We start from the raw sequence: 13,748 nt of genomic DNA, 5'->3' as shown, positions 1-13,748 counted from the left end.
GTTTTTTTATTTTAAAAGTTGTTATATAACAAGAAACGATTCTTATTTTACTGTAATACAGTTTCTGAAAATGTTCAACTTCATTGTCACAACTATTTAGAAATCCTGAATGAAAGAGCGATTTTGTGTTTGAAATATTACGAAATGTGGTACATATTTTATGAATCGCACATGTAATGACAAATATCATAGGATGAATATTACATCTTATTCTATACAAACTAACTGTATATGGAATAATAAATGTAAGAGGTGAAGAAAAGTGGCACAAGTAGTTGCTGTTCAAAGTAATTATAGTAAAAAAGAAGAATTGTGGAACGCGTTAACTCATGGTTTAGGTGCTATTTTAGCTATTCCTGCTACAGGTTTATTAGTGATGAAAGCACAAAGTTCAAATTCGACTATTGAGTTAATGAGTTATATTATTTTTGGTGTTTCCATGTTTTGTTTATATGCAGCATCAACTTTGTATCATTCATGGCCTACCCATAAAAGTTTGTTGAAAAAATTAGATCATAGTTCCATCTTCCTATTAATAGCAGGTTCTTATACACCTTTTGCTCTTATTGCAATCGGTGGGAAACTAGGGTGGACATTGTTTTTCCTAGAATGGATTTTAGCTATATTCGGGGTTGTTTTTAAGATGTATTTCGTACACCGTTTTGAACGTTTATCCCTCATTATTTATTTAGGAATGGGATGGCTAGCTATTTTCGTATATGAACCATTATTAAACCACATTACTGGAAATGGCTTTCTAATGTTATTAGCAGGTGGATTATGCTATACAATCGGAACATATTTTTATAAAAACAAGAAAATCCCATACAATCATGCAATATGGCATGTTTTTGTAATAGGCGGAAGCTTATGTATGTTTTTAACGATTTATCTATTTGTTTAATTTAAATAGAGGATAAAGCAATCTGATTGCTTTATCCTCTTTATTTCTTTAAAAGGAAGTTTTACTCCTCGTAAATCATCTTTTTCGTCATACCACCATCTACAGTTAAATTAATGCCCGTTACAAAATCATTTCGCTCATCGGTTAAATACAAACAAGCTCGTGCAATATCTTCTGGTTTTCCTACCCTTCCTGAAAAATGTTGCTGATGATCAATATCCCTTAATTGTTCATAATCCCCCGTTTCAATCCAACCCGGAGAAATACAATTCACACGAATGTGATCTGGTGCAAAGGAGCTAGCTAATGCGTGGGTTAATGCGACAATTCCTCCTTTACTAGCGGCATAGGATTCGGTATGTGGTTCGGACATAAATGCCCTCGTAGAAGCCATAGAGACGATGGCGCCTCCATTTTTATTTAACCGCATAAATTTAGCTGCTTCTCTTGAACACATAAAGACGCTACGTAAATTTGTGTCCATAATATCATCCCAAACGTCTATCGAAATATCGTAGGGGGAAATAGGTTTAAAAATACCTGCATTATTCACTAAAATATCTATAGTTCTAAATCTTTCAACGGATGCTGTCATTAAATGAATGACATCTTGTTCTTTACGTACATCCGTTGGGATGAATAGAACAGAATAGCCCTTATTTTTAAGTTGAATATAAACTTCTTCACCTAATTGTTTATTTATATCAGCCAAAACAACATGTGCCCCTGCTTCGGCATATTGGGAAGCGATTTCTTTTCCGATTCCTTGTGCAGCACCTGTTACAATTACTACCTTATTTTGAAACATAAATATTCTCCTTTCTTTTTTTACGGTTATTTATTCCATATTCATTGGAAAATGGCAAGTATTATCTCTAAAAAGATGCATGTAAAAAAGGATACAAGACTATTGGCTAATAGCTTCTATCCTTTCAGTTTAAATATTTTATTGATTTAACGTTCATCTTGAGGGGCGACGTGGAGTGGAGGTGGAACTAACCAGCCTTTACTTTTATTTAAACGTAATAACTTTGCTCCTAATTGTGCCTTAGCCATATGGAATTGACCATACATCGTCGCAATATCTTCTCGTGTGCTTTTCCCTATAGCCGTACTGCAGGCTACTAATCCTGCGGCAACATTTCCAGATACAATGGCACTAATTTCTGGATCGTTATATTTTGCTCCTACAGGGATGTCTTCAAGACGTGCATTTGGTCGTTCTGGAGGAGCTGGCGGTAATCCGACACCGTTTACTTTTAAGATTTCTGTTAACTGTTTATTTTCTTCTTCCATTCCGACAACCGCTTCTTCTACTATTTTCGCTAAGTCGCGGTCCCCAGTATGATTATATAAAGTTTGATACATAGCAATCATTCCGTTATTTGTTAAAACATGCGACCAAATTGTGAAAACTTCTCCGTAATGTAACGGCTCTTCTTTCGGGTTTTTACTAATTATTCCCATGGATAACACTCCTTATTAAAACATAATATTTCCTAACTAACACTAGAGTGTTCAAGATTGAAATTATTATTCATCTTTATCAACTTTGTCCTGATTTGGTTATTAATTAGTACGTATGCTTCATTGAATTTGTAAATAAAAAATAAAGGAACTTTTAGAAGAAGGGCAGAATTTAGTATAGGAATAATGCGGTTAGAAAAGGAGGAAAGAAAATGTCGGAAGAGGAGTTTTTGAAGAAACTGGAAGTTGAATTAGGTTTGTTAAATGAAAGAGAACGAAAGGATATTATACGCGATTTTAAAGAGTACTTTGCGAACGGAAAGGCCGAGGGGAAAAAGGAAGAAGAGATTGTCGAATCGTTAGGTCCGATTCAAGAGCTAGTCGATGAGCTGCTATCGGCATATTCGGAAGAAGAATTTGAAACAAATGTAGAGATTTCATCATCTGCCATTACACCTTATGAAAATGTAGATATTCAAGCGGATAAAGCAAACATTACTATTATCCCTTCCGATGATGGGAAACCATATATTCATGTGAAAGATCAAGATGGGAAAACGAAAGCTACAATGGAAGTTATAGACAGTACGTTGAAAATTCGTGTAACCCGTGAGGATGGGTTTAAATTTTTCTTTATTCATATAAGTTTAAATGTCCGTTCCGTAGTTCATGTAACGATCCAATTGCCTCAAAAATTGTATGAGCGGCTTCTCGTTCAAAATGATATCGGAAAAATTGAAATACATTCACAACAAGCAAAATGGGTGGAAATTAAAACAGACATTGGAAAAATTCATTTGAAATCATTGTTAGCAAGTACTTTAGATGTTAAATCGGACAATGGACGAATTATAATGGAACAGTCTAATTGTACGGATGTCGTTGCTTCAACTGATAATGGGCGCATCATAGTCAATGACTCAAGAGCAGATAAATTTGAGCTATCGACAGATAACGGCCGAATTGAATTACATAATTTAAAAGGTGAGATAAAAGCATCGACAGATAATGGGCGTATTGAAGGATATATTCCGACTGTTACAAAACCTATTCGTTGGAAAACCGATAATGGCAGTATTACCCTTAAAACGGATGATCCATTAAATGATGCGACTTTAATGTTGAAATCTAGTATCGGTCGCATTAATGTCTATGGAGAAAAAGGGGAAAACTTCCAATTTGGAAATGGCACAGTGCCGATTCGTCTTAAATCAGATACTGGCAATATTACGGTAACAACAGCAAGTTTACAAGAAGTATAAAGAGGAATGGGGGAAAGATGGAATGAGTAACGTATTGGTTTTAGGAGGAACCCGTTTTTTCGGTAAAAAGCTTGTGGAAATACTTGTAAAAGAAGGGCATGATGTGACGATTGCGACGCGGGGGAATTCACCCCATCCCTTCGGTAGCCGTATTAAACAAATTGTAGTTGACCGAACTTCAAAAGAGCAACTTCAAGAGGCCGTTCGAAATACGCAATGGGATATCGTTTATGATAACATTTGCTTTTCGCCGAATGAAGCGATGGAAGCTTGCGAAATTTTTGAAGGTAAAACTAAGAAGTATGTATTCACATCCACCATGTCAACATATATTGACCTTGGTTCTGAGTTAATGGAAGAAGAATTTAATCCATATGATTATTCGATTATAGCTGGTGATAAAAATGATTTTTCTTATGGGGAAGGGAAACGCCAAGCGGAAGCGGTATTTTTCCGAAGAGCTAATTTTCCTGTCGTCGCCGTTCGTTTTCCAATTGTGTTAGGAGAAGATGATTACACAAAACGATTGCATTTCCATATTGAACGGGTAGCAAATGGAAAAGTGATTAGCTTTTTAAATATGGATGCAAGAATGTCCTATATTTTATCCGATGATGCAGCGGCCTTTCTGCGATTTGCAGGGTTTTCAAATATTGTAGGCCCTTACAATGTTGCTTCTCCAGGAACTTACTCGATGAAAGAACTAATGAACCTTGTTGAACAATCGGTAGGTAAAAGGGTAAAAATTGCTCTTATCGGGGATGAGGAAAGTCGTTCCCCTTTTGCTGTTCCAAAAGACTGGTTTATGGCCGTTGAAAAATCCGAAAAAGCGGGATTCCAATGTCGGCATTTACAAGAATGGTTACCGGCATTAATTCAAAAACTAGCGGATGATTTAGAATAATATAAAAAAGCTACTTATAACAGAAGGTAAATGCTTCTAAAATAAGTAGCTTTTCTAATTCAGTAAAAGCAATTTTGTTGAGATGCGCTTCGATTAAAATAATTAAAAGTCGGTTAATACTTGAATAACTTCGGAACATTTTTTGAAGGATATTGTTCCCTTGAAAAATAAAAGGTACAATAACTACAATTGTTTGGCAATATTTTCATAGCAGACATCAGGGAGTGAGACGTTTGAAGAAAAAGCAAAAAAAATATACAACATTTGATAATGTCGTTATATTTCCTGGTACAGTCGAAAAATTAATAGCACAAGCCCACGAATTTGTAGAAAACTATCAATATGATTTAGCGAATAAAAACTTTGAAGAAGCGTTGAAGTATACCGAAGGAGATGAATTAACGCTTAGCGTGTATGCCTATTCGTTATATGAAGTGAAATCATTTGAAAAAGCAAAGGATGTTTGTGAACGGTTATTAAGCATTGGTCCTACGATGTACCTGGAAGTAATGGAATTATACTTAACCATTTGTATGCAACTCAAACAATTTAAACAGGTTGAAAGAATAATTACTTCCTTATTAGAAGAAGGTGCGATTCCCGAGGAACAAATTGAAAAATTTGAACGGCTTAAGGATATAAACGCTAACATAGCGGGGAATGTCGTAAAACAAGAAGAACCTGTAAGAAATAACAATGATGTAGATCCTGAAATGTTTAATTTACAACAATTTATGTCTCTTCCACCTAGTAAGCAACTAAACGCTGTTCATGAATTGACGATGTTAAATATTCGACCGATTGTCCACCATCTTAAAGCAATTATTGAAAACGAAGAAACACATCCCTTTATAAAAAGTATTGTTTTAATATTACTTGTAGAGCAACAGGTGGATACAAATTTGACAATTAGAAAATTCGATAAAGTGATGAATGTTAATCCGGCTAAACTGGAATTACCTACGAAAATGCCACAATTTACACAAGTTTCTAAACTTGTTGTGGAGAAATTAGAAAAGGAACCTTCCACTTTAGAAATGGTAGAATACTTAATTGCTAAACATTCGATTGTCACATATCCTTTTGAATGGTTGTCTTATGATTCGGAAGATGTTGCGATTAGTTATATTGATTTTGTAAAAACGATGTTTGGTAGTGTTCATGAAATGGATTACGAACTAGTAGAATTTTTGCAAAATCTTGAAAAGCTAACAGAACTACAAGAAGTATGAAAAAAGTTGAAACTCCGTTTATCTATGTTATACTAAAATGGTTGTCAAAATCGTATAAACGAGTGGTTTGTCTAACAATTGTAAACTAATTTTGGAGGTATTATAAATGTCAGCAAAATGGGAAAAACAAGAAGGTAATATTGGTACATTAACAATCGAAGTACCAGCTGAAGAAGTTAACAAAGCTTTAGATAAAGCTTTCGCGAAAGTAGTGAAAGAAATTAACGTACCTGGTTTCCGTAAAGGGAAAATGCCACGTCCGATTTTCGAAAAACGCTTTGGTGTAGAAGCTCTTTATCAAGATGCTTTAGAAATTTTAGTTCCAGATGCATATTCAAATGCAATCGATGAAACAGGTATTGTTCCTGTAGATTACCCAGAAATCGATGGAACTGAAAACTTTGCTAAAGGTCAAGATTTCACTTTTACTGCAAAAGTTACTGTAAAACCAGAACCAAAACTTGGTGAGTACAAAGGTTTAGAAGTGAAAAAATTAGCAACTGAAGTAACGGATGAAGAAGTAGAAGCTCAAATTCAAGAACAATTAAGCCGTAAAGCGGAATTAGAAATTAAAGAAGACGAAGCGATCGTAGAAGGCGATACTGCTGTAATCGATTTCGAAGGTTTCGTAGGTGAAGAAGCATTCGAAGGTGGAAAAGGTGAAGACTATCCATTAGAAATCGGTTCTGGTTCATTCATTCCAGGCTTTGAAGAACAACTAGTAGGTTTAAAAGCTGGAGAATCAAAAGATGTAGTTGTAACATTCCCAGAAGAATATCACGCTGAAGAATTAGCTGGTAAAGAAGCTACATTCAAAGTAACTGTGAAAGAAGTAAAAACAAAAGTTCTTCCAGAATTAAACGATGAATTCGCTAAAGAAATCGATCCTGAAGTAGAAACTTTAGAAGCATTACGTGCAAAATTAAAAGAACAAACTTTAGAGCAAAAGAAAGCGGAAGCAGAAAGTGCCTTACGTGACGAATTAGTAGAAAAAGCAGCTGAAAATGCTGAAATCGATATTCCAGAATCTATGACTCACAATGAAATTCACCGTATGATCGACGAATTCGGTCAACGTTTACAAATGCAAGGAATGACGCTAGACCTTTACTACCAATTCTCAGGTCAAGATGAGCATGCTTTACATGAACAAATGCGTCCAGAAGCTGAAAATCGCGTACGTGTTTCATTAACTTTAGAAGCAATCGCTAAAGCAGAAAACATCGAAGTAACAGAAGAAGATGTAAATGCTGAACTAGAAAAAATGGCAGCACAATTCGGTATGACAAATGACCAAATTATTTCAGCTTTAGGTGGAAATACTGAAATTCTAGAAAACGATATTCGTACACAAAAAACAGTTGAGTTTTTAGTTGAGAACGCAAAAATTACTGAATAATTTCTGTTTTTCTAGTACAATGTAGTTGAATGAATATTGTGACAAGGTACGGCAATTCACCGTACCTTGTTTTACAACTAGGAATATTCTGAATTGTCGGTAAAATTAAGGAGTCTGCTAAAGGTTTAACAACTTGCGGTGGATTTAGTCAAATTTTGTTTGACATAGTGAACCAATACATAGACAAAATAAGCTTATGGTAAATGGTATTATAAGCACATCGAAACAACTTATTTGATTAACATAACAGAATCTTGTAAGATTGTTGCTTGAATAGGGGTGAAGCAAATTGTTCAAATTTAATGATGAAAAAGGCAATTTAAAGTGTTCGTTCTGTGGAAAACCACAGGAACAAGTACGAAAATTAGTAGCTGGACCTGGCGTTTACATTTGTGATGAATGTATCGAGCTTTGTTCTGAAATCGTTGTAGAAGAGTTAGGGGTAGAAGAAGAAATTGAATTTCAAGAAATCCCTAAACCGAAAGAGATATTATCGATTTTAGATGAATATGTTATTGGACAAGAGCGCGCCAAAAAAGCATTATCTGTTGCTGTGTACAATCACTATAAACGAATTAATTCGAACAGCAAAATTGATGATGTCGAATTGTCAAAATCGAATATCGTTTTAATTGGACCTACTGGTAGTGGGAAAACACTCCTTGCTCAAACATTAGCTCGTATTTTAAACGTACCGTTTGCTATTGCAGATGCGACTTCACTTACTGAAGCTGGGTATGTTGGTGAGGATGTTGAAAATATCCTTTTAAAATTAATACAAGCTGCTGATTATGATATCGAACGTGCAGAAAAAGGGATTATTTATATAGATGAAATCGATAAAGTAGCTCGAAAATCTGAAAACCCTTCTATTACACGTGATGTATCAGGCGAAGGTGTTCAACAAGCATTACTTAAAATTCTTGAAGGTACAGTAGCAAGTGTTCCTCCACAAGGTGGAAGAAAACATCCACATCAAGAATTTTTACAAATAGATACAACGAACATTCTATTTATCGTTGGTGGAGCGTTTGACGGTATTGAACAAATTATTAAACGCCGTCAAGGACGTAAAGTAATTGGGTTTGGTGCAGATCCGAAGAAAGTGGAAGAGGATAGCGCATCATTACTTTCTCAATTAATTCCTGAAGATTTATTAAAATTTGGTTTAATTCCTGAATTCATCGGACGTTTACCAGTTTTAGCATCTTTAGAGCAGTTAGATGAAAGTGCATTAGTACGGATTTTAACTGAACCGAAAAATGCTTTAGTAAAACAATATCAAAAAATGTTTGAACTAGATAAAGTGGAATTAGATTTCGAAGATGATGCATTGTTAGCGATTGCAAAAGAAGCAATTGAACGTAAAACAGGTGCACGTGGATTGCGTTCGATTATCGAATCGACAATGTTAGATATGATGTTTGAGCTTCCTTCCCGTGAAGATATTGTGAAATGTATTATTACGAAGGAAACAATAACGGATAAAGCTACACCGAAATTGATTCTTGCTGATGGAACAGAACTAAATATTTCAGACAAAAAAACTTCAGCTTAATTTAGCTAAAGTTCAGCAATTAGTTTTGAGAGCTGACTTCGAACTTGCGTTTAAGTAGCGCTATTTCGTAAGTCAGCTCTTTGTTCCAAAAATAAACTACATATAAGTGTCTAATTTAAGTTTTTATTTACATAATAAGTAGTAGGTATAAGACTAACATTTTCGCTCAATACAGAATTTACTATGAATATGTAAGTGAAATGTCGTTTTTTTATCACATACTAAACAAGCGGGTTGTAACGGAAAATGTGGATGGAGGTGAATACCCGCATGACTAAAACAAAAGAAAATATTCCACTATTACCATTACGTGGCTTATTAGTTTACCCTTCAATGGTTTTACATATCGATGTAGGGAGAGCTCGATCTGTAGCGGCATTAGAGCATGCGATGTTAAACGAAAATCAAATCTTTTTAGCAACGCAAAAAGATTTACGTGTGGAACAGCCGACAAAAGATGAGCTTTATTCCATTGGTACATTAGTTAATGTAAAACAAATGCTTAAACTTCCAAATGGAACTTTGCGCATATTAGTTGAAGGCATGAGCCGTGCTGAAATGACTCATTATGAAGAACAAAAGAATTTCACGATGGTAAATCTTGAAATTCATGAGGATGAAACGGAAAAAGACGCAGAAATCGAGGCACTAATGCGTACTTTAATTACGTATTTTGAAAAATACGCTAAATCTTCTAATAAAATTACTTCTGAAACGATTGATTCTGTTATAGACATTGAAGAACCGGGGCGACTTGCTGATATTGTAGCATCCCATTTGCCTTTTAAAGTAGCGGAAAAACAAGAAGTTTTAAGTCTTTTTGATGTGAAGAAGCGGTTGAATCATTTAATTGTTCGTCTCCACGATGAACAGGAAGTATTAAACCTTGAGAAGAAAATTAATTCAAAAGTAAAACAAGCAATGGAACGGACGCAAAAGGAATATTATTTGCGTGAACAAATGAAGGCGATACAAGCAGAACTTGGCGACCGTGAAGGGAAAACGGGCGAAGTTGCCGATTTACGTAAACGCGTAGAAGAAGCTGGAATGCCGGAATCCACTAAAAGAGTGGCCATAAAAGAGCTGGATCGTTATGAAAAGCTTCCTGCTGCTAGCGCTGAAAGTGGAGTTATTAGGAATTATATTGAATGGCTTATTACGGTTCCTTGGAAAGAAAGTACGGAAGATCGGTTAGATATTAAACATGCAGAAGAGATTTTAAATCGTGATCATGACGGATTAGAAAAAGTAAAAGAACGAATTTTAGAATATTTATCTGTCCGTCAATTGAAGAACTCAGTCCGTGGTCCGATTCTTTGTTTAGCTGGACCTCCAGGAGTTGGTAAAACTTCATTGGCAAAATCTGTTGCTGAAAGTTTAAATCGCCATTTTGTCCGCGTATCCTTAGGTGGGGTAAGGGATGAATCGGAAATTCGTGGTCATAGACGTACGTATGTTGGTGCTATGCCTGGTCGTATTATACAAGGGATGAAAAAAGCTGGTACTGTGAATCCGGTATTTTTACTAGATGAAATCGATAAAATGTCTAACGATTTCCGTGGAGATCCATCCGCTGCAATGTTGGAAGTACTAGATCCTGAGCAAAATAATTCATTTAGTGATCATTACTTAGAAGAACCTTACGATCTTTCCCAAGTGTTATTTATTGCGACGGCTAACGATTTAAGTACAATTCCAGGTCCTTTACTTGACCGTATGGAAATTATTTCGATTGCGGGTTATACAGAACTGGAAAAAACGTTAATTACAAAAAATCATTTAATTCCTAAACAAATTAGTGAAAACGGTTTGAAAAAGTCGCAACTAATCATTAAAGATGAAGCGATCGTTGATTTAATTCGATATTACACGAGAGAAGCCGGCGTACGTAATTTACAAAGACAAATTGCTTCCTTATGTCGTAAAGCTGCTAAAATAATCGTCTCCGGCGAGAAAAAGCGGGTAACGGTGAATTCAAAAGTATTAGAGGATATGCTTGGTAAACACCGTTTCCACTATGGTCAAGCAGAAACAGAAAATCAAGTTGGGGTTGCTACTGGTTTAGCTTATACGACAGTAGGTGGCGATACACTTCAAATCGAAGTATCTTTAACACCTGGTAAGGGTAAATTAATATTAACAGGTAAGCTTGGAGACGTAATGAAAGAATCTGCCCAAACGGCATTATCCTATGTACGTTCCTTAACGGAAAAATTAGCAATTGATGAAGATTACTTCGATCAACATGATATTCATATTCACGTTCCAGAAGGAGCTGTACCGAAGGATGGTCCATCTGCAGGAATTACGATGGCAACAGCTCTTGTCTCAGCTATTTCCAATAAACCGATTAACCGTGAAGTAGGGATGACGGGTGAGATTACATTGCGCGGTCGAGTGCTACCGATTGGTGGTTTGAAAGAAAAATCATTAGGGGCCCATCGTGCAGGTTTAACTACAATTATTATTCCAAAGGATAATGAAAAAGATATCGATGATATTCCAGATACAATTCGTGAGCAATTGACGTTTAAGCCGGTATCATCTGCAGAAGAAGTGCTAAGTATTGCACTTGTTGGAGGTTTTTAATGAAATGAAAGTCCATAACGTAGAAATGGTGATTAGTGCCGTTAAACCAGAGCAATATCCAGAAGATGGACTACCTGAATTTGCTTTAGCGGGCCGTTCGAATGTAGGGAAATCTTCCTTCATTAATAAAATGATTGGAAGAAAAGCATTAGCCCGTATTTCATCCAAACCAGGGAAAACCCAAACGTTAAACTTTTATAAAATCGAAGAACAGTTATTTTTCGTAGACGTACCTGGTTATGGTTATGCAAAAGTTTCGAAAAAGGAACGGGAAGCATGGGGTAAAATGATTGAGCGATATATAACAGCGCGTAGTGTCTTACGTGCTGTTGTATTAATCGTTGATTTACGACATTCCCCAACGCAAGATGATGTCATGATGTATGATTTTTTAAAGTATTACAATATCCCTGCCATTGTCATTGCGACAAAAGCAGATAAGATTAAAAAAGGTAATTGGGATAAGCATAAAAAAGTAGTAAGAGAAACGTTGGATATGGACAAAAATGATCCGTTAATCGTTTTTTCATCTGAAACGGGTTTAGGCTTTGAACAAGCTTGGGCTGAAATTGAAAAACGAATGTAATCTTACATAAATCTAAATGCACTAGTAAAAGTTTTGCTAGTGCATTTTTCTTAAACGATATTTCGACATTACATAATGAAATAATAGAATTATTCTAAATATTTCTTTTTAAGCATTCTAAATTGAAACGCCACGTAATATTTGTTACACTTACTTTAGAATAATTCTAATTTAAAAATACTTTCATAGCATGTTCACATTTTATCGTGTGGATAACGCTTTCTTTATGTTAAAATAAAATTTATGAAATAGATCGTGTGAGGTGTAAAGTTCATGCATACACTAGTCGTAGGCTTGAATTATAGAACTGCGCCAGTCGAAATTCGTGAAAAATTGTCGTTTATTGAGAGTGAATTACCGAAGGCGATGGCAGCATTAAAAAAAGAAAAAAGCATATTAGAAGACGTAATTGTTTCAACATGTAACCGAACTGAAATTTATGCAGTAGTTGATCAATTGCATACAGGCCGTTATTATATTAAACAATTTTTAGCGAAATGGTTCGACATACCTGTTGAACAATTTGATGCTCATTTATATATTCGGGAAGATGACGATTCGTTACATCATTTATTCCGTGTTACATCTGGAATTGACTCTATGGTGTTAGGTGAGACACAAATTCTTGGACAAGTGAAGAAAAGCTTTTTAGAAGCTCAAGAGATTGGTTCTACGGGTACGATTTATAACCAATTGTTTAAACAAGCTGTTACTTTCGCTAAACGTGCCCATAACGAAACGACAATCAATGAAAATGCGGTATCTGTTTCATATGCAGCAGTAGAACTTGCGAAGAAGATTTTCGGGTCATTAAAAAATAAACATGTTGCGATTTTAGGTGCTGGTAAAATGGGTGAACTTGCCATCCAAAACTTATACGGTAATGGTGTCGGAAAAGTAACTGTTGTGAACCGTACTTTTGAAAAGGCGGAAAAGTTAGCATCGAAATTTAACGGTGATGCGAAATCAATGCAAGAACTGCAATGTATTTTATTAGAAGCGGATATTTTAATTAGTTCTACAGGTTCAACTGATTATGTAATTGACTTGGAACTAATGGAATACGTTGAACGTTTACGTAAAGGAAAACCATTGTTCATGGTTGATATCGCAGTACCCCGTGACTTAGATCCGCGTATTGGCGATTTATCAAATGTTTTTCTATATGATATAGATGATTTACAAGGAATCGTGGAAGCTAATTTAGCAGAACGTGAACAAGCGGCACAAGAAATTACTGAAATGATTGGACAAGAAGTCATTCAATTTAAAGATTGGTTTGCCACTTTAGGCGTTGTTCCTGTTATTTCTGCACTTCGTAAAAAAGCGGATCGTATTCAAAAAGAAACAATGTCTAGTATTGAAAATAAAATGCCTAATTTAACTGAACGTGAGCGCAAAATTTTAAATAAACATACGAAATCCATCATTAATCAATTATTGAAGGATCCTATATTGCAAGCGAAGGAATTGGCGAATTCACCTAAGGCAAATCAACAGTTGATGCTGTTCCAACAAATATTTGGAATTGAAGAAGCAGTCAATGAAGAAGTGAATACTCAACAACGAAGTGAACAAGCTTTCATGGAAAGTTCACAAAATAAGGCAGTTTTAGATGGAAAATTGTCATATTAATTTTATTTAGTTAGAAGGATAACGGCTAAATAAAGCCTCTTAAAATGTAAGCAACATTTCGATTTCGTTTCGTACTGACTGTTGCCTTGTATGAAAAGTAGGGCGTATTGATTTAAGGAATTGAGGCGTTTTCGTATCTGTATGGTAAACTGAGATACGAGAACGCTTATTTTTTGAAGTTTTACATATTTTTACTGAAAACCTTAAATTAG

11 protein-coding genes are annotated in these 13,748 nt (G+C 35.3%); 9 read left to right on the top strand and 2 right to left on the bottom strand.

Translation table 11 applies throughout. The features are described from left to right. Positions 1-262 precede the first annotated feature (262 nt). Entirely contained in the window at positions 263-904 is a 642-nt protein-coding gene (gene trhA / locus H9636_RS09280) for a PAQR family membrane homeostasis protein TrhA (RefSeq protein ID WP_191707344.1), read from the top strand. 61 nt (positions 905-965) lie between these two features. Here trhA and H9636_RS09275 read toward each other — a convergent pair whose 3' ends face one another. Then, a complete protein-coding gene (locus tag H9636_RS09275; RefSeq protein ID WP_191707343.1) occupies positions 966-1,712 on the bottom strand; it encodes an SDR family NAD(P)-dependent oxidoreductase in 747 nt (248 codons plus the stop codon). Between the two features lie 146 nt (positions 1,713-1,858). Continuing rightward, positions 1,859-2,371: a DUF3231 family protein gene (locus H9636_RS09270; RefSeq protein WP_191707342.1), complete on the bottom strand. Its 513-nt coding sequence runs from the start codon at positions 2,369-2,371 to the stop codon at positions 1,859-1,861. A gap of 212 nt (positions 2,372-2,583) precedes the next feature. Between H9636_RS09270 and H9636_RS09265 the strand changes: the two genes are divergently transcribed. The 8 genes from H9636_RS09265 to hemA all read left to right on the top strand — a co-directional run bounded on the left by H9636_RS09265 (position 2,584) and on the right by hemA (position 13,536). Beyond that, a complete protein-coding gene (locus H9636_RS09265) occupies positions 2,584-3,633 on the top strand; it encodes a DUF4097 family beta strand repeat-containing protein (protein WP_191707341.1) in 1,050 nt (349 codons plus the stop codon). A 22-nt stretch (positions 3,634-3,655) separates the two neighbouring features. After that, on the top strand, positions 3,656-4,537 hold the full coding sequence (locus H9636_RS09260; RefSeq protein ID WP_191707340.1) for an NAD-dependent epimerase/dehydratase family protein: 882 nt from the start codon (positions 3,656-3,658) through the stop codon (positions 4,535-4,537). Between the two features lie 224 nt (positions 4,538-4,761). After that, entirely contained in the window at positions 4,762-5,769 is a 1,008-nt protein-coding gene (locus tag H9636_RS09255; protein ID WP_318241011.1) for a tetratricopeptide repeat protein, read from the top strand. A gap of 106 nt (positions 5,770-5,875) precedes the next feature. Next, entirely contained in the window at positions 5,876-7,168 is a 1,293-nt protein-coding gene (gene tig, locus H9636_RS09250; protein ID WP_191707338.1) for a trigger factor, read from the top strand. 289 nt (positions 7,169-7,457) lie between these two features. Continuing rightward, positions 7,458-8,726: an ATP-dependent protease ATP-binding subunit ClpX gene (clpX, locus tag H9636_RS09245; protein WP_191707337.1), complete on the top strand. Its 1,269-nt coding sequence runs from the start codon at positions 7,458-7,460 to the stop codon at positions 8,724-8,726. Positions 8,727-8,996: 270 nt separating this feature from the next. Beyond that, on the top strand, positions 8,997-11,315 hold the full coding sequence (gene lon, locus H9636_RS09240) for an endopeptidase La (RefSeq protein ID WP_191707336.1): 2,319 nt from the start codon (positions 8,997-8,999) through the stop codon (positions 11,313-11,315). 4 nt (positions 11,316-11,319) lie between these two features. Then, positions 11,320-11,901: a ribosome biogenesis GTP-binding protein YihA/YsxC gene (yihA, locus tag H9636_RS09235; RefSeq protein WP_191707335.1), complete on the top strand. Its 582-nt coding sequence runs from the start codon at positions 11,320-11,322 to the stop codon at positions 11,899-11,901. A 273-nt stretch (positions 11,902-12,174) separates the two neighbouring features. Beyond that, the gene (hemA, locus tag H9636_RS09230) at positions 12,175-13,536 is read left to right on the top strand and encodes a glutamyl-tRNA reductase (RefSeq protein ID WP_191707334.1); all 1,362 of its coding nucleotides are present in this window, start codon (positions 12,175-12,177) and stop codon (positions 13,534-13,536) included. The last annotated feature ends 212 nt before the right edge of the window (positions 13,537-13,748 follow it).

The sequence above is a fragment of the Ureibacillus galli genome (assembly GCF_014836845.1).
Classification (GTDB): domain Bacteria; phylum Bacillota; class Bacilli; order Bacillales_A; family Planococcaceae; genus Ureibacillus; species Ureibacillus galli.
This window is presented reverse-complemented; position numbering and strand designations above follow the sequence as displayed.